This window comes from Kytococcus sedentarius (assembly GCF_041937525.1).
Classification (GTDB): Bacteria; Actinomycetota; Actinomycetes; order Actinomycetales; family Dermatophilaceae; genus Kytococcus; species Kytococcus sedentarius_A.
The window spans coordinates 864,414-881,774 of sequence record NZ_CP169391.1; the positions used below are offsets into that span (position 1 = coordinate 864,414).

Consider the following 17,361-nt stretch of genomic DNA (forward strand, 5'->3'; position numbering starts at 1 on the left):
TTCTGGCAGCAGTCAGTCGAGCACCTCACCTGTGGTGACGTTCACCGCGGGGGCACTCGGGGACGAGCCGGCCAGGTGCTGCTGCACGGCCGCGGCCAGCGCCGGTCCGATGCCCGGCACCCCTGCCAGCTCCTCCGCGGTGGCCGCGCGCAGAGCACGGACCGTGCCGAAGGCCTCCAGCAGTGCTCGGCGCCGCGCCGGCCCCAGCCCGGGCACGGTGTCGAGCTCGCTCGCGGTCATCGCCTTCGAACGGCGCTGCCGGTGGAACGTGATGGCGAAGCGGTGGGCCTCGTCGCGCAGTCGCTGCAGCAGGAACAACGCGTCGCTGCTGCGGGGCAGCACCAGCGGGAAGTCGTCCCCGGGGATCCACACCTCCTCCAACCGCTTGGCCAGCCCCACCACGGCGATGTCCCCCGCCCCGGCCTCGTCCAGGGCCTTGCGGGCGGAGTTCACCTGCGGCAGGCCGCCGTCCACCACGATCAGTTGCGGCGGGTAGGCGAAGCGTCTGGCGGACCGTTCCGACGAGGACGCACCCTGCTCGCCCCGACCACCGGACAGGTCGTCCCCCTCGGGTGGGCTCGTCCCGTGCCGGAAGCGCCGGGTGAGCACCTCCGCCATCGCCCGGGTGTCGTCGGCCGGCTCCCGCACGATGAACCTGCGGTACTCGGACTTGCGGGGCAGGCCGTCCTCGAAGACCACCATCGACCCCACGGAGTTCTCCCCCTGGGTGTGGGAGATGTCATAGCACTCGATGCGCAGGGGGGCCTCGGTGAGGCCCAGGGCCTCCTCGAGCTCGGCCAGCGCGGCCGAACGGGCCGTGAGGTCCCCCGCGCGACTCATCTTGTGCCGGGCCAGGGACTCCTCGGCGTTGCGGATGACGGTCCGCAGCAAGGTGGCCTTGTCCCCCCGCTCGGGAGTGCGGATGGTGACCTGCGAGCCCCGCATCCCACTGAGCCACTGGGTCAGCACGTCGTGGTCCGTCGGGTCCGTGGAGACCAGGACCTCGCGGGGGATCTCCTCGTCTCCGTTGCCGTAGAACTGGCGCAGGAGGTGCTCGATCGCCTCGGCGGTGGGGTGGTCCTCCTTGTCCACCACCCAGCCCCGCTGGCCCCGGATGCGTCCCCCGCGGACGTGGAACACCTGGACCGCTGCCTCCAGCTCGTCGTCCGCGATGCCGAAGAGATCGGCATCCACCGTCTCGTTGAAGACCACCGCGGACTTCTCCAGGACCTTCTCCAGCGCCCCCAGGTCGTCCCGCAGGCGGGCGGCGTTCTCGAAGTCGAGCTCCGCCGAGGCCTGCTCCATGCGGGCACGCAGGTCGCGCAGCAGACCGGCGGTGTCCCCGGACATGAAGCGGCAGAAGTCGTCCACCGTCTCGCGGTGCTGCTCGGGCGTCACCGCCCCCACGCAGGGAGCCGAGCACTTGTCGATGTAGCCGAGCAGGCAGGGACGCCCGGATGCGGCGGCGCGGTTGTACACCCCCTTGCTGCAGGTGCGGATCGGGAACACCCGGGTGGCCAGGTCCAGGGTCTCGCGGATCGCCCAGGCCTGCGCGAAGGGGCCGTAGTAGCGGTTGCCCTTGCGCTTGGCCCCCCGCATCACCATCGCGCGGGGCACCTCCTCGGACCAGGTGACGGCGAGATAGGGGTAGGACTTGTCGTCCCGGTACTTCACGTTGAACCGGGGGTCGAACTCCTTGATCCAGGCGTACTCCAGCTGCAGTGCCTCGACCTCGGTGTTCACGACGGTCCACTCCACCGAGGCGCCGGTGTTCACCATCTGGCGGGTGCGTGGGTGCAGCTGCGCGGGGTTCTGGAAGTAGGAGCTGAGCCGTGAGCGCAGTGACTTGGCCTTGCCCACGTAGATCACGCGCCCGTGGACGTCGCGGAAGCGGTACACGCCCGGTGAGGTCGGGATCTCCCCCGGGCGGGGACGGTAGCTGGCGGGGTCGGCCATCAGGACGCGGCGGGGACCTGGAGCACCTGGGCGAGGTAGCGGCCGGTGTGGCTCTCGGGCACGGCGGCGACCTCCTCCGGGGTGCCGGTGGCCACCACGGTGCCGCCCTTGTCGCCTCCCTCGGGCCCCATGTCGATGATGTGGTCCGCGCTGCGGATGACGTCGAGGTTGTGCTCGATCACCAGCACCGTGTTGCCCTTGTCGGCGAGTGACTGCAGCACGTCGAGCAGGCGCCGGACGTCCTCGAAGTGTAGCCCGGTGGTGGGCTCGTCGAGGACGTACACGGTTCGCCCGCTGGAGCGCTTCTGGAGCTCCGCTGCCAGCTTCACGCGCTGGGCCTCGCCACCGCTCAGGGTGGTGGCGGGCTGACCGAGGCGCACGTAGCCCAGCCCCACGTCCACCAACGTCTGCAGGTGCCGGGAGATGGATCCGATGGCCCCGAAGAACTCCAGGGCCTCCTCGATCGACATCGCGAGCACCTCGGCGATGGTGCGGCCCTTGAAGTGCACCTCCAGGGTGTCGCGGTTGTAGCGCGCGCCGTGGCACTCCTCGCAGGGCACGTACACGTCGGGCAGGAAGTTCATCTCGATGCGCAGCGTGCCGTCACCGGAGCAGGCCTCGCAGCGACCGCCCTTGACGTTGAAGCTGAACCGGCCCGGTCCGTACCCGCGGACCTTGGCCTCCTCGGTGTCCGCAAAGAGGGATCGCACCTTGTCGAAGACCCCGGTGTAGGTGGCGGGGTTCGAGCGCGGGGTGCGGCCGATGGGGCTCTGGTCCACGTGCACCACCTTGTCCAGGTGCTCCAGGCCCTTGATCGTGCGGTGGCGCCCGGGGATGCGCCGCGCACCGTTCAACCGGTTGGCCAGGGTCGTGTAGAGGATGTCATTGACCAGGGTGGACTTGCCCGAGCCGGAGACACCGGTGATGCAGGTGAAGGTGCCCAACGGGAAGCGCACGTCCACGTCGTGCAGGTTGTTCTCCGAGGCGCCCCGTACCTCCAGGTGGTGGCCGTTGCCGGGTCGCCGGACGCTCGGCGTCTCCAGCGCACGTCGACCGGCCAGGTAGTCACCGGTGATCGAGTCGCTCTCCAGCAGGCCCTCGACCTCGCCGGAGTAGACGACCTCTCCCCCGTGCTCACCGGCGCCGGGGCCGATGTCGATCACCCAGTCGGCGGTGCGGATGGTGTCCTCGTCGTGCTCCACCACCACGAGGGTGTTCCCCAGGTCCCGCAGGCGGGTGAGGGTGTCGATGAGGCGCTGGTTGTCGCGTTGGTGCAGGCCGATGGAGGGCTCGTCCAGGACGTAGAGGACGCCCACCAGCCCCGCTCCGATCTGGGTCGCCAGCCGGATGCGCTGTGCCTCGCCGCCCGAGAGCGAGCCGGCAGCGCGGTCGAGCGTCAGGTAGTCCAGCCCGACGTCGAGCAGGAAGCCCAGCCGCGCCTGGATCTCCTTCAGCACCTGGGCGGCGATGCGTGCCTGCTGCTCGGTGAGCTCCATCTGGTCCAGGAAGCGTGCGGCCTCGGCGATCGAGAGCCGCGAGAGCTCCGCGATGTTGATGCCGTCGATGCGGACCGCCAGCACCTCCGGGCGCAGGCGCGCACCCTGGCAGTCCGGGCAGGGGATCTGGCGCATGAGCTGCTGGTAGCGCTCCCGCATCTGGTCGGACTCGGTGTCCGCGTGCAGCCGCTTCACCTGGGTGACCGCGCCCTCGAACCCGGTGGAGTAGGAACGCTCCCGCCCGAAGCGGTTGCGGTAGCGCACGTGCACCTTGTGCTTGTGACCGTGGAGCACCGCCTGGCGGGCGCGCTGGGGAAGTGCCCGCCACGGGGTGTCCATGTCGAAGGCCAGCTCCTGGGCCAGGGCCTCGACCACCCGCCGGTGGTAGTCCGCCATCTTCCGCCCCTGCGCCCACAGCGTGACCGCACCCTCGTTGAGGCTGAGCTCCTCGTCGGGGACCAGCAGGTCCGGGTCGACCTCCAGCTCGGTGCCGATGCCGTGGCAGGTGGGACAGGCGCCGAACGGCGCGTTGAAGGAGAACGTGCGCGGCTCGATCTCCTCGATGTCGATGGGGTGCTCGTTCGGGCAGGCGAGGTGCTCCGAGAGCACGCGCTCGGGGGGCAGTCCGCTCTCGTCGCCCTCTGCCTCGACGTCCACGTAGTCCACCACCAACCGGCCCTCGGCCAGCCGCAGGGCGGTCTCCACCGAGTCGGTCAGCCGGGTCACGAAGCGACGGTCGGGGGCACCGTCGACCTGCTTGGCCTTCAGGCGGTCGACCACCACCTCGATGGTGTGCTTGTAGGTCTTGGCCAGCCTGGGCGGGTCCGACAGCTGCACCGTCTCACCGTCGACGCGCGCGCGGGCGAAGCCGCTGGTCTGGAGCTCGGAGAACAGCTCGACGTGCTCCCCCTTGCGGCCCCGCACCAACGGGGCGAGCACCTGGAAGCGGGTCCCCTCGGGCACGGCGGCCAGCTGGTCCACGATCTGCTGGGTGGTCTGGCGCGCGACGACCTCGCCGCAGACCGGGCAGTGCAGCACGCCGGCGCGGGCGAACAGCAGGCGCAGGTAGTCGTGCACCTCGGTGATGGTGCCCACCGTCGACCGGGGGTTCCGGCTGGTGGACTTCTGGTCGATGGCCACGGCCGGCGAGAGCCCCTCGATGAACTCCACCTGCGGCTTGTCCATCTGGCCCAGGAACTGGCGGGCGTACGAGGACAGCGACTCCATGTAGCGGCGCTGCCCCTCGGCGAAGATGGTGTCGAACGCCAGGGAGGACTTGCCCGATCCCGAGAGCCCCGTGAACGCCACCAACGCGTCGCGGGGGAAGTCCACCGAGACGTCCTTCAGGTTGTTCTCGCGGGCCCCACGCACCACGATGCGGTCGCGCGTGGCTGCCTTCTGCGTGCTCACCAAGAGGTCCTCACCATCTGCTCGAAGAGGGTCGCGTCCAGTCTAGGGACGCCCGGTGACAACCTCCTGGGCACGCACTGCATTCCCCGTCACCGGGAGACCTAGGGTGTGGACATGCACCAGTCCACCCCCAGCACCCAGGCCCCGATCGCCGACCACGCGCTGCTCTCCGACGCACGGACGGCTGCCCTGGTCACCAGCGACGGGAGGGTCGACTGGCTCTGCCTGCCGCGTTTCGACTCCGAGGCCATCATGACCTCGCTGCTCGGCACGCCGGACCACGGTGAGTGGATGCTGCGGCCCCGCGGCGTCACCGCCACCCGGCGCGAGTACCTCACCGACTCCCTGGTGCTGCGCACCGAGCACACCGTGGACCACCAGGGCCACTCCGGCACGCTCGAGGTCACCGAGTTCATGCCGCTCCACGGGGAGCGCGCGGACCTCATCCGCGTCGTCAGGTGCACCGCCGGCACAGTGACCCTCGACCACACGTGGACGGTCCGGATGGCCTACGGGAGGGTGCGCCCCTGGGTGCGTCGCGACGAGGACCCCGACGGCCAGGAGGTGCTGGTGGCCGTGGCCGGACCGGACAAGGTGGTGCTGCACGGCGACCGCCTGCCCACGGCCGAGGGATCCCACCACCGCGACGTCCTCGAGCTGACCGAGGGCGACGAGCTCTGCTTCAGCCTCACCTGGGTGCCGGCATGGGTGGACCTCCCCGCAGCCTTCGACGCCGAGCGCGCACTGCGCGAGACGGTCCAGGAGTCGCGGCGCTGGATGGGCTGCCTGGGGCCCCTGGCTCGTGAGGGGGCGTGGGCGCCGGCCGTGCGCCGGTCCGTCCAGGTCCTCCGTGGGCTCACCCACGACGAGACCGGCGGCATCGTGGCCGCGCCCACCACCAGCCTCCCCGAGACGATGGGGGGCGAACGCAACTGGGACTACCGCTACACCTGGCTCCGGGACGCCGCGTTCACGGTGGAGGCCCTGCTCGCCTGCGACGCGGTCGAGGAGGTGGAGGCCTGGCGCACCTGGTTGCTCCGAGCCGTCGCGGGGGACCCTGAGGACCTGCAGATCATGTACGGCGTCGACGGACGCCGGCGGCTCACCGAGCACGAGCTGGAGCACCTGCCCGGACACGCCGGCTCCACCCCTGTCCGCATCGGCAACGGGGCCTTCGACCAGGTGCAGAGCGACGTGCTGGGCGAGGTCATGTACTGCCTCGAGCAGGCGCGCCGGGCCGGGCTGGACGAGAGCAGCGCCAGCTGGGCGCTGCAGGTCGCCCTCGTGAACCACCTGGCAGACCACTGGCAGGAGCCCGACAACGGCCTGTGGGAGATCCGGGGACCGCGCCAGCACTTCACGCACTCCCGGGTGATGGTGTGGGCGGCCTTCGACGCCGCCGTCAAGGGCGTGGAGGAGCACGGTCTGTCCGGTCCGGTGGAGACCTGGCGTCGCCTGCGCGACGAGGTGCGCGCCGAGGTCGAGGAGCGCGGGTGGAGCGAGGAGCGCCAGAGCTTCCGCCAGCACTACGAGACCGATGAGGTGGACGCGGCCCTGCTGATGCTCCCCATGGTCGGCTTCCTGCCGGCGGACGACCCGCGCATGCTCGGCACGATCCGCGCCGTGCAGGAGGACCTCGGGGTGGACGGGCTGGTGCTGCGCTACCGCACGGAGACCGGCGTGGACGGGCTGGACGGCGAGGAGCATCCCTTCCTCATCTGCAACCTCTGGCTGGTGATCGCCCTGGCCTCCGCCGGCCGGCGGGACGAGGCGGCCGCTCTCATGGACCGGCTGGTCGGGGTGGCCAACGACGTGGGCCTCCTCGCCGAGGAGTACGACCCCCTGGACGACCGGATGATGGGGAACTTCCCGCAGGCGTTCAGCCACATCGGCGTCGTGCTCGCCGCCCGGGCACTCGCGCAGGCATGAGCACGCCGACCCCCATCCTCCCGCTGCGTCCGCGCGGGACCACCGAGTACGGGCCGGTGGCCCTGGTGATCGTGGCCGTGCTGAGCGTGCAGGTGGGCGGAGCGTTCGCAGCCACACTGCTGCCCTCCCTGGGGGTGCTGGGCACGACGGCCCTGCGGCTGGTGATCGCCGGCGTGCTGTTGGCCCTGGTGACCCGCCCGCGGTGGCGCGGTCGCACCGTGGGCGACTGGCGCGCGGTGGTGGTCTTCGCCGCCGCCCTGACGCTGATGAACGCCTTCTTCTACGGCTCCCTCACCCGACTGGACATCGGGGTGGCGGTGACCATCGAGTTCACCGGGCCACTGCTGATGTCGGCGGTCCTGTCCCGCAGCGGCCGCGACCTGCTGGCCGTGCTCGCCGCCGCGTCCGGGGTGGTGCTCGTCAGCGGTGGGTGGCGCCTGCTCGCGGGGGGCGAGGCGGTGGATCCCCTCGGGGCACTGCTGGCGGCGCTGGCCGGAGCGTGCTGGTGCGGGTACATCCTGGCCAGTGCGCGCGTGGGCCAGCGCTTCGCCGGTCTGGACGGCATCGCGCTGGCGATGCTCCTGGGCGCCGTGGTGGTCGCCCCGCTGGGCGTCTGGTCGGCAGGCTCACGCCTCCTGGAGCCGCAGCTGCTGGGGGTGGGCCTCCTGGTGGCCCTGGCCTCCTCGGCCATCCCCTACAGCCTGGAGCTGGTGGCGCTGCGGCGTCTGACGCCCGGCGTCTTCGGCGTGCTGCTCAGCCTGGAGCCCGCGGCGGCTGCCGGCGCGGGAGTGGTGGTGCTGGGACAGTGGATGGAGCCCTTGCAGGTGCTCGGCGTCGCGCTGGTGGTGCTGGCCAGCGTGGTGATCATGTCCCGTCCGCGGCGCCGCTCCGGCGCCGACGCCGCATCGGCCTGACACGACGCGGCCCCCGCTCCCCCACACAGGGGAACGGGGGCCGTGAGCCGACCGTGGGGGTCAGGCGCGGTTGCGGCTGTCCTTGCGGGTCTTCCACAGGCTGGCCACGGTGGTGACACCCAGGATGACCACGATGGCGCCCAGCGAGACCGTGATGGGGATCTCCGGGGCCCAGTCGATGTGCTCGCCACCGTTGATGAAGGGCAGCTCGTTCTCGTGCATGGCGTGCAGGATCAGCTTCACACCGATGAAGGCCAGCAGCACGGAGAGGCCGACGCCCAGGTAGACCAGCTTCTTGAGCAGGTCACCCAGCAGGAAGTAGAGCTGACGCAGACCCATCAGGGCGAACACGTTGGCCATCAGCACCAGGTAGGGCTCCTGGGTGAGACCGAAGATGGCCGGAATGGAGTCGAGGGCGAAGAGGAGGTCGGTGGAGCCCAGGGCCAGCACCGTGAGCAGCATGGGGGTGATGAACTTCTTCGCGTTGCGCTTCACCACGAACTTGGTGCCGCCCTCCCAGTCGTCCACCGCCGGGAAGTGCTTCTTCACGAACTGGATGAACTTGTTCTCCTGGAACTCGTCGTCATCGTCCTCGTTGATGGCCTCCAGGAAGAGCTTGATGGCCGTGTAGATGAGGAAGGCGCCGAACAGGTAGAAGATCCAGGAGAAGGCGTTGATGGCCGTGGCACCCACGGCGATGAAGATGGCGCGGAGCACCAGGGCGATGATGATGCCCCACAGCAGCGCGTCCTGCTGGTACTTCCTCGGCACCCCGAACTTGGCCATGATGATGAGGAAGATGAACAGGTTGTCGATGCTCAGGGAGTACTCGGTCAGCCAGCCGGCGAAGAACTCGGTCCCGTACTGGGCACCGGAGAAGTACCAGACGCCGATGCCGAAGAGCACGGCGGCGCTGACGTAGACCGACAGGAAGCCGGTCGTCTCCTTCCGGGAGGGGACGTGCGGGTTGCGCATCGCCCACCACACGTCGAAGGACAGGACGATGAGCGTCACCGCGATGCTGACGATCCATACCCACATGGGCACTGTCATGGAGGGGGAACCTTCCGTTGCTGCCACCGCAGTGGCTCGTGGTCAGTGTCCGGAGGTCTCTCCCACCTCAGGTGGGCCGAACTCCCGGAAGGTGGCCCCGCCGTCCCCTGTGGGGCCCGGGGCGAACTTCGTGATGACGAGAGCTCACGCGGGGATACTCCCCTCCGTCGGGCACATTCTAGGGGGTGCGCAGGCAGCGGGTGGTGATCAGCGGCTGGCCAGGGGTGTCGCGCGGGTCACTGTCCGGCACGCTCCATCTGGCGCAGCTCCTTGCGCAGGTCGGCGATCTCGTCACGCAGCCGGCCGGCCAGCTCGAACTGCAGCTGGCTGGCGGCGGTGTGCATCTGGTCGGAGAGCTGCTGGATGAGCTGGGCCAGCTCGGCCTTGGGCATGTCGGTGGGACGGTCCCCCGTGGCCACCGACAGGTCGGCCGCCACGTCGGCGTCCACGGCATCGCCGCTCCCCCGTCGACCGGTGGGGCGGCCAGGGTCCTTCACGCCGTCCCAGGTGCTGGCCAGACCCTGCATCTCGGCGAGCATCTCCGTGATGTCGCCGATCTTCTTGCGCAGCGGGGTGGGGTCGATGCCGTGCTCCGTGTTGTGTGCGATCTGCACTGCCCGGCGACGGTTCGTCTCGTCGATGGCGTACTGCATGGACTCGGTCACCGCGTCGGCGTACATGTGGACCTGACCGGAGACGTTGCGGGCCGCTCGCCCGATGGTCTGGATCAGTGACCGGTTGGACCGCAGGAAGCCCTGCTTGTCCGCATCCAGGATGCTGACCAGGGACACCTCGGGCAGGTCGAGGCCCTCGCGGAGCAGGTTGATGCCCACCAGGACGTCGTACTCCCCCATCCGCAGCTCCTTGAGCAGCTCGACGCGGCGCAGCGTGTCCACCTCGCTGTGCAGGTAGCGCACCCGCACCTGCCGCTCCAGCAGGTAGTCGGTGAGGTCCTCGGCCATCTTCTTCGTGAGCGTGGTGACCAGCACCCGCTCGTCGCGCTCGGCACGTTCGCGGATCTCGGCCAGCAGGTCGTCGATCTGACCCTGCGTGGGCTTGACCACGATCTCGGGGTCCACCAGGCCCGTGGGGCGGATGATCTGCTCCACGTAGCCGTCGGCCCGGGCGAGCTCGTAGTCCCCCGGCGTGGCGGACAGGTAGACGGTCTGCCCGATGCGCTCGAGGAACTCCTCCCACTTGAGGGGACGGTTGTCCATGGCACTGGGAAGCCGGAAGCCGTGGTCCACCAGGGTGCGCTTGCGCGACATGTCGCCCTCGAACATGGCCCCGATCTGCGGCACGGTCACGTGCGACTCGTCGAGCACCAGGAGGAAGTCCTCGGGGAAGTAGTCCAGCAGACAGTTGGGCGCCGACCCCGGCTCTCGCCCGTCGATGTGCAGGGAGTAGTTCTCGATGCCGTTGCACGAGCCCATCTCCCGCATCATCTCGATGTCGTAGGTGGTGCGCATGCGCAGCCGCTGGGCCTCCAGCAGCTTGCCCTGCTGCTCGAAGCGCTCCAGCTGCTGCTCGAGCTCGGTCTCGATGCGGGAGATGGCACGTTCCATGCGCTCCGGCCCGGCGACGTAGTGGGTGGCGGGGAAGATGTACATCTCCTCCTCGTCGCGCACCACCTCACCGGTGAGGGGGTTGAGGGTGGCGATCGCATCGATCTCGTCACCGAAGAACTCGATGCGGACGGCCAGCTCCTCGTACATGGGGATGATCTCCACGGTGTCGCCCCGCACCCGGAAGGTGCCCCGCTGGAAGGCCATGTCGTTGCGGGTGTACTGCATGGTGACGAACTTGCGCAGCAGCTCCTCACGGTCCATCTCCTGCCCCACGTGCAGGCGCACCATGCGGTCCACGTACTCCTGCGGCGTGCCCAGGCCGTAGATGCACGAGACCGAGGCCACCACCACCACGTCGCGCCGCGTGAGCAGCGAGTTGGTGGCGCTGTGGCGCAGCCGCTCCACCTCCTCGTTGATGGAGGAGTCCTTCTCGATGTAGGTGTCCGACTGCGGGACGTAGGCCTCGGGCTGGTAGTAGTCGTAGTACGAGACGAAGTACTCGACGGCGTTGTTGGGCAGCAGCTCGCGGAACTCGTTGGCCAGCTGCGCCGCCAGCGTCTTGTTGGGGGCCATCACCAGGGTGGGGCGCTGCAGCTTCTCGATCATCCACGCCGTGGTGGCCGACTTGCCGGTACCCGTGGCGCCCAGGAGCACGACGTCCTTCTCCCCCTGTTCGATGCGGCGCGTCAGCTCGGCGATGGCAGCCGGCTGGTCACCGGCGGGCTGGTACTCGGAGACCACCTCGAAGGGGGCGACGCTGCGTTGGAGGTCGGTGACGGGGCGCATACCTGAACGCTATCCGCCGGCACCGACAACCTCCCGGCGACGGTGGCCTGCGTCACGTCATGTTTCCGGAACTTGAAGTATCCATCACCGTGTGTTTCCCTGCAGTGTTGGGCCGGGGGACTCGGCGCTGCCCGCTGTCGCACGCACCCGGCCGCTGCACCCACCAGACCTTCGAGAGGACGATCTCGTGAACGCTCCCCCCGGCGTGTCCGCCGAGACCCAACGCCGCCGCGAACACATCCGGACCGCCACCGACATCCGCGAGCCGGACGGCCGCATGCGCAAGACGGTGTTCTGGCCCGCCGCCCTCGTGGCCATCGGCTTCGTGGCCCTCACCGCCCTGTTCCCCCAGGCCGTCGCCGACCGCATCGGGGACGTGAACACGTGGGTGGTCGAGTCCTTCGGCTGGTTCTACATCCTGGCGGCCACCGCGCTGGTCGGCTTCGCCGTGTGGGTCGGGTTCTCCCGCCTGGGGTCGACGACTCTCGGCCCCGACGACGAGGAGCCGGAGTTCGGGCTCATCTCCTGGTTCGCCATGCTGTTCAGCGCCGGCATGGGCATCGGCCTGATGTTCTACGGTGTCGCCGAGCCCCTGACCCACTTCGCCAGCCCGCGACCCGAGGTCGCCGCCCCCGACCTGGGTGCCGACGCGGTCACCCCGGAGACGTCAGAAGCCGCTCGCCAGGCCATGACCACCACCTTCCTGCACTGGGGCCTGCACCCCTGGGCCGTCTACGCGGTGATGGGCCTGGGCGTCGCCTACGCCATCCACCGCCGCAACCGGCCGGTCTCCGTCCGCTATGCCCTGGAGCCGTTGCTGGGCAACAAGGTCACCGGTGGGTGGGGCGACCTCATCGACGTCGTCGCCATCGTGGGCACCCTCTTCGGTGTGGCCACGTCGCTCGGCCTGGGTGTCTCCCAGATCGCCGCCGGCATGGAGCACCTCGGCATGGTGGACGACGCGGAGAGCAAGGTCCTGCAGGTCTCGATCATCGCGATCGTGACCGCCCTGGCCACCATCTCCGTGGCCTCGGGTGTCGGCAAGGGCATCCGCTGGCTGAGCAACATCAACCTCGGTCTGGCGGTCGTGCTGCTCTTCTGCGTCCTCTTCCTGGGCCCGACGCTCTTCATCATGCGCGACTTCGTCTTCTCGATGGGGCAGTACCTCACCGACTTCTTCCACCTGTCCGCCCTGACGATGCCCTTCCAGGGGCCTGACGCCACCGAGTGGCTCGGTGGCTGGACGCTCTTCTACTGGGGCTGGTGGATCAGCTGGTCGCCCTTCGTCGGCATCTTCATCGCCCGTATCTCCCGCGGACGCACCGTCGCCGAGTTCATGGCCGGTGTCATGCTGGTGCCGGTCCTGCTGAGCTTCCTCTGGTTCTCGGTGATGGGCGGAACGGCCCTGTTCCGCGAGATCGTCGGCTCAGGCGGACTCATCGACGCAGAGGGCGCGGTGAACACCAACACCGCGCTGTTCCAGATGCTCGAGGCGCTGCCGGGCGGGGCCTTCCTGGCCGGCGTCGCGCTGCTGATGGTGGTCATCTTCTTCGTGACCTCCTCGGACTCCGGTTCCTTCGTCATGGACATGCTGGCCACGGGCGGCTCGGCCAACCCGCCGGTCCTCAGCCGCGTGTTCTGGTCGGTGTCCACGGGCGCCATCGCCGCGATCCTCATCATCGCCACGGCGGTCCCCGCCGATGCCCTGACGGCCCTCCAGACGCTCTCCATCCTGAGTGCGCTGCCGGTCATCTTCCTGTTGGGTGCCATCGCGTGGTCGGTCACGCGGGCACTGTCCGCCGAGCACCACCGCGAGCGTCGACTGGAGCACCAGATGATGCGCGAGGAGATGCTGCGGGAGTCGGTGAACGCCACGGTGGAGACCCTCGCCACCGGTGAGGCCCGGCCGCGCACCGAGGCCTCGTTCGTGGGGCGCAGTGGACCGCGCCGCACTCCCCCGGCCGGCGACGGTGAGGGTGCCAGCCGCGCCTGACCACCGCCGGGTGCGCCAAGGGGCCGCCTCCCACATCGGGAGGCGGCCCCTTCGTCGTGCCCGGCGCCCAGCGTTCCCTGATCACCGGGGCGCGCGCCCCTTCAGTCCTCGATGCGGGGAAGCACCTGTTCGTGCCACGCCCGGTCCACCTGGGCCAGCAGCTCGGTGACGGTTCCGGAGTTGTCCAGGAGCACGTCCGCCGCCGCGGCCCGCTCGTCGTCGGTGGCCTGCGCCTCGATGCGGGAGGCGGCTTCCTCGGCCGTCATCCCCCGGTCGGTGACCATCCGCTCCACCCGCTGCTCCCGGGGTGCCTGCACCACGAGCACGAGGTCGAAGTCCTCCGCCTGACCGGTCTCGACCAGCAACGGGATGTCCTGCACCACCGGGGAGTCGGCGGGGGCCGCAGCGGCCAGCTCGGCGGCCCGCTGCCGCACGCGCGGGTGGATGATGCCCTCCAGATCACGGCGCGCTCCCGCATCGGAGAAGACGATCTCGCCCAGCGTGGGGCGGTCGAGTGCCCCATCGGCCCCGATCACCCGCTCACCGAAGCGCTCGCGCACAGCGGCCAGACCCGCGGTCCCCGGAGCAACGACCTCCCGGCTCAGCAGGTCGGCGTCGATGACGGTGGCCCCCAGCTCGGTCAGACGTCGGGCGACGGTGGACTTGCCGGCGGCGATGCCACCGGTCAGTGCGATGCGTGTCATGCGCCCAGCGTAGGACGGCCGGCCCAGCCCGTCGGAGCCCAACCTCCCCCGGAGACGACCCAGGCCCCCGCCCCGCGGATGCGGGACGGGGGCCTGTGACGGACCGGGGTGGCGCCGGGGCGCCGGACCTCAGTTGCCGGTGAGCTTCTCGCGCAGGGCGGCCAGGGCCTCGTCGGAGGCCAGGGTGCCCTCACCCATGCCGGTGTCGGCCGTGGTGTCCTCGGACGGGCCGCCCGAGGAGTAGGAGGTCGACGCAGCCGGGGCCGAGGCGGCCTCGGCGTCCTCCTGCGCGGCCTTCTCGATCTGCGCGCGGTGGGCCTCCCAGCGGGCGTGCGCCTCGGCGTACTCCTTCTCCCAGGCCTCACGCTGCGTGTCGTAGCCCTCGAGCCACTCGTTGGTCTCCGGGTCGAAGCCCTCGGGGTACTTGTAGTTCCCCTGCTCGTCGTACTCGGCGGCCATGCCGTAGAGGGTCGGGTCGAAGTCCTCGATGTCCGTGCCCACCTGGTTGGCCTGCTTCAGCGAGAGGCTGATGCGGCGACGCTCCAGGTCGATGTCGATGACGCGGACGAAGACCTCCTGGCCCACCTGCACGGCCTGCTCCGGCAGCTCCACGTGACGCTCGGCCAGCTCGGAGATGTGCACCAGGCCCTCGATGCCGTCCTCGACGCGCACGAACGCACCGAAGGGCACCAGCTTGGTGACCTTGCCCGGCACGATCTGGCCGATGGCGTGGGTGCGGGCGAACAGCTGCCACGGGTCCTCCTGGGTCGCCTTCAGCGACAGGGAGACGCGCTCGCGGTCCATGTCGACGTCCAGCACCTCGACGGTGACCTCCTGGCCCACCTCGACGACCTCACCCGGGTGGTCGATGTGCTTCCAGGACAGCTCGGAGACGTGCACCAGGCCGTCGACGCCACCCAGGTCCACGAAGGCACCGAAGTTGACGATGGAGGACACCACACCGGGGCGGACCTGACCGCGCTGCAGCTCCTTGAGGAAGGAGGTGCGGACCTCGGACTGGGTCTGCTCCAGCCAGGCGCGGCGGGAGAGCACGACGTTGTTGCGGTTCTTGTCGAGCTCGATGATCTTGGCCTCGATCTCCTGGCCCACGTAGGGCTGGAGGTCGCGCACGCGGCGCATCTCCACCAGGGAGGCGGGGAGGAAGCCACGCAGGCCGATGTCGACGATGAGGCCACCCTTGACGACCTCGATGACCGAACCGGTGACGACGCCGTCGTCCTCCTTGATCTGCTCGATCGTGCCCCAGGCGCGCTCGTACTGGGCGCGCTTCTTGGACAGGATCAGACGACCCTCCTTGTCCTCCTTCTGGAGGACCAGGGCCTCGACGGTGTCACCGACGACGACGACCTCGTCGGGGTCGATGTCGTGCTTGATCGACAGCTCACGGGACGGGATGACGCCCTCGGTCTTGTAGCCGATGTCGAGCAGCACCTCGTCGCGGTCGACCTTGACGATCTGGCCCTCGACGATGTCGCCATCGTCGAAGTTCTTCATCGTCTCGTCGATGGCGGCGAGCAGCTCCTCCTGCGACGCGAAGTCAGCGACAGGAGCAGCAGTGGGGGTGGAAGTCATGTAGTAGGAACTCCGATGTGGACAGTTGGGATGGGACCCTCGCGAGCGGTGGTCCGGGCCGTGGAGATGCCGTGGAGATCCCACGACAGCGGCCCGCCGATCGTGCCCGAGGGCCCGGATGGACAGGTACCACGCGACCCGCACACGGGACGCGCCCCGCAATCCTACCTGTGCGACCCGTGGCACCCAAACCGGACCGTGGGGCAGGATGGCGGCATGACGCCTCTGCCCTCAGACATCGAGATCGCCCGTGACGCCCAGCTCCGCAGCCCCCTCGAGGTGGCGCAGGACATGGGCCTCGACACCGACCAGCTGGAGCCCTACGGCCACCACGTGGCCAAGGTGGACCTCGCCGCCATCGACCGCTTGGCGGACCGTCCGCAGGCCAAGTACGTGGTGGTCACGGCCGTGACGCCCACTCCCTTCGGTGAGGGCAAGACGACCACCGCGGTGGGCCTCGCCCAGGGGCTGGCCAAGGAGGGCCACTCCCCCGTGCTGGCGCTGCGCCAGCCCTCGCTGGGCCCCGTCTTCGGCATCAAGGGTGGCGCCGCCGGCGGTGGCTACTCGCAGGTGGTGCCGATGGAGGTGCTCAACCTCCACCTGACCGGCGACTTCCACGCGGTGACCGCCGCCCACGACCTCCTGGCCGCCATGGTCTCCAACCACCTCCACCACGGCAACGAGCTGGGCATCCACAAGGTCGAGTGGCGCCGGGTGCTGGACATCAACGACCGTGCGCTGCGCGCCATCATCGAGGGCAACGGCGGCCCCATGGACGGCGTGACCCGCCAGTCCGGGTTCGACATCACCGCCGCCAGCGAGGTGATGGTGATCCTCGCCCTGGCCACCTCGCTGGCCGACCTGCGCGAGCGGCTGGGCCGCATCGTGGTGGGCTGGACCAAGGCCGGTGAGCCGGTGACCGCCGAGGACCTCAAGGCCGCCGGTGCGATGGCCGTGCTGCTGCGGGACGCGCTGAAGCCCAACCTGCTGCAGACCCTGGAGGGCACCCCCGCCCTCATCCACACCGGCCCCTTCGGCAACATCGCCACCGGCAACTCTTCGGTGGTGGCCGACCGCATCGGCTCGCGCACCGGTGACTTCCTGGTGACCGAGGCCGGATTCGCGGCCGACATGGGCGCCGAGCGCTTCTTCAACGTGAAGTGCCGCGCCGCCGGGCTCACCCCCGACGCCGCCGTCGTGGTGGTCACGGTCCGCGCCCTGAAGGCCCACTCGGACCGTTTCCAGGTGAAGCTGGGCAAGGAGCTGCCGCCGGAGATGCTGGCCGAGGGGCCGCAGGACGTGGAGGCCGGCGCCCCCAACCTGCGCAAGCACCTGTCCATCATCCGTTCGTTCGGCGTGCAGCCGGTGGTGGCCATCAACGCCTTCCCCACCGACCACCCCAGCGAGCACGACGTGATCCGCCGCATCGCCGAGGAGGAGGGCGCCCGCGTGGCGGTCTCCACCCACGTGGCCGAGGGCGGCGAGGGCGCGCGGGAGCTCGCCCGCGTGGTGGCCGAGGCGTGCGAGGAGGAGACCTCCTTCACCCCCACCTACGAACTCACCGACCCGCTGGACACCAAGATCGAGAAGATCGCCACCGGTGTCTACGGCGCCGATGGGGTGAGCTTCGAGCCCGCAGCCCGCAAGGCCCTGGCGCAGTACACCGAGCAGGGCTACGGCGACCTGCCGGTGCTCATCGCCAAGACCCAGATGTCGCTGAGCCATGACCCGAACCTCAAGGGCGCCCCCACCGGGTGGACCCTGCCCATCCGCGAGGTGCGCCTGGCGGCCGGTGCCGGGTACGTGTACGCGCTGGCCGGCTCGATCATGACCATGCCGGGGCTCTCCAAGCACCCGGGCGCCGAGCGCATCGACATCGACGCCGAGGGGAACGTGGTCGGCCTCTTCTGAGCCGCACCGCACCCACCACGACCGGGCCCGCAGGAGCACCTCCTGCGG

General features: G+C 69.9%; 10 protein-coding genes. 4 read left to right on the forward strand and 6 right to left on the reverse strand.

Annotation, left to right across the window (positions count from 1 at the left end):
- Positions 1-12 precede the first annotated feature (12 nt).
- Both uvrC and uvrA read right to left on the reverse strand, forming a co-directional pair.
- Positions 13-1,956: an excinuclease ABC subunit UvrC gene (gene uvrC / locus ACEY2A_RS04055; RefSeq protein WP_374929594.1), complete on the reverse strand. Its 1,944-nt coding sequence runs from the start codon at positions 1,954-1,956 to the stop codon at positions 13-15.
- Complete coding sequence (gene uvrA, locus ACEY2A_RS04060; RefSeq protein ID WP_374929595.1) at positions 1,956-4,862, reverse strand: excinuclease ABC subunit UvrA; 2,907 nt, start codon at positions 4,860-4,862, stop codon at positions 1,956-1,958. Before uvrA ends, uvrC begins: the two co-directional genes overlap by 1 nt.
- Before the next feature lie 114 nt (positions 4,863-4,976).
- Between uvrA and ACEY2A_RS04065 the strand changes: the two genes are divergently transcribed.
- Both ACEY2A_RS04065 and ACEY2A_RS04070 read left to right on the forward strand, forming a co-directional pair.
- Positions 4,977-6,791, forward strand: a complete 1,815-nt coding sequence (locus tag ACEY2A_RS04065; RefSeq protein WP_374929596.1) for a glycoside hydrolase family 15 protein — start codon at positions 4,977-4,979, stop codon at positions 6,789-6,791.
- The gene (locus ACEY2A_RS04070) at positions 6,788-7,705 is read left to right on the forward strand and encodes a DMT family transporter (protein WP_374929597.1); all 918 of its coding nucleotides are present in this window, start codon (positions 6,788-6,790) and stop codon (positions 7,703-7,705) included. The genes ACEY2A_RS04065 and ACEY2A_RS04070 overlap by 4 nt, the downstream gene beginning before the upstream one ends.
- Positions 7,706-7,765: 60 nt before the next feature.
- Here the strand turns inward: ACEY2A_RS04070 and ACEY2A_RS04075 are convergent, their stop codons facing one another.
- Both ACEY2A_RS04075 and uvrB read right to left on the reverse strand, forming a co-directional pair.
- Positions 7,766-8,758 carry a TerC family protein gene (locus tag ACEY2A_RS04075; protein ID WP_374929598.1) on the reverse strand — a complete coding sequence of 331 codons (993 nt, stop codon included), beginning with the start codon at positions 8,756-8,758 and terminating at the stop codon, positions 7,766-7,768.
- 236 nt (positions 8,759-8,994) lie between these two features.
- Entirely contained in the window at positions 8,995-11,112 is a 2,118-nt protein-coding gene (gene uvrB / locus ACEY2A_RS04080) for an excinuclease ABC subunit UvrB (protein ID WP_374929599.1), read from the reverse strand.
- 187 nt (positions 11,113-11,299) lie between these two features.
- On the opposite strand from uvrB, the gene ACEY2A_RS04085 reads away from it, so the two are divergent.
- Positions 11,300-13,105 (forward strand): BCCT family transporter, encoded by a 1,806-nt coding sequence (locus tag ACEY2A_RS04085; protein ID WP_374929600.1) that lies wholly within the window; start codon positions 11,300-11,302, stop codon positions 13,103-13,105.
- A gap of 101 nt (positions 13,106-13,206) precedes the next feature.
- Here ACEY2A_RS04085 and coaE read toward each other — a convergent pair whose 3' ends face one another.
- A complete protein-coding gene (coaE, locus tag ACEY2A_RS04090) occupies positions 13,207-13,809 on the reverse strand; it encodes a dephospho-CoA kinase (RefSeq protein ID WP_374929601.1) in 603 nt (200 codons plus the stop codon).
- Positions 13,810-13,938: 129 nt separating this feature from the next.
- On the reverse strand, positions 13,939-15,402 hold the full coding sequence (rpsA, locus tag ACEY2A_RS04095; protein ID WP_374929602.1) for a 30S ribosomal protein S1: 1,464 nt from the start codon (positions 15,400-15,402) through the stop codon (positions 13,939-13,941).
- Between the two features lie 216 nt (positions 15,403-15,618).
- Between rpsA and ACEY2A_RS04100 the strand changes: the two genes are divergently transcribed.
- Entirely contained in the window at positions 15,619-17,313 is a 1,695-nt protein-coding gene (locus ACEY2A_RS04100; protein WP_374929603.1) for a formate--tetrahydrofolate ligase, read from the forward strand.
- Positions 17,314-17,361: the final 48 nt, after the last annotated feature.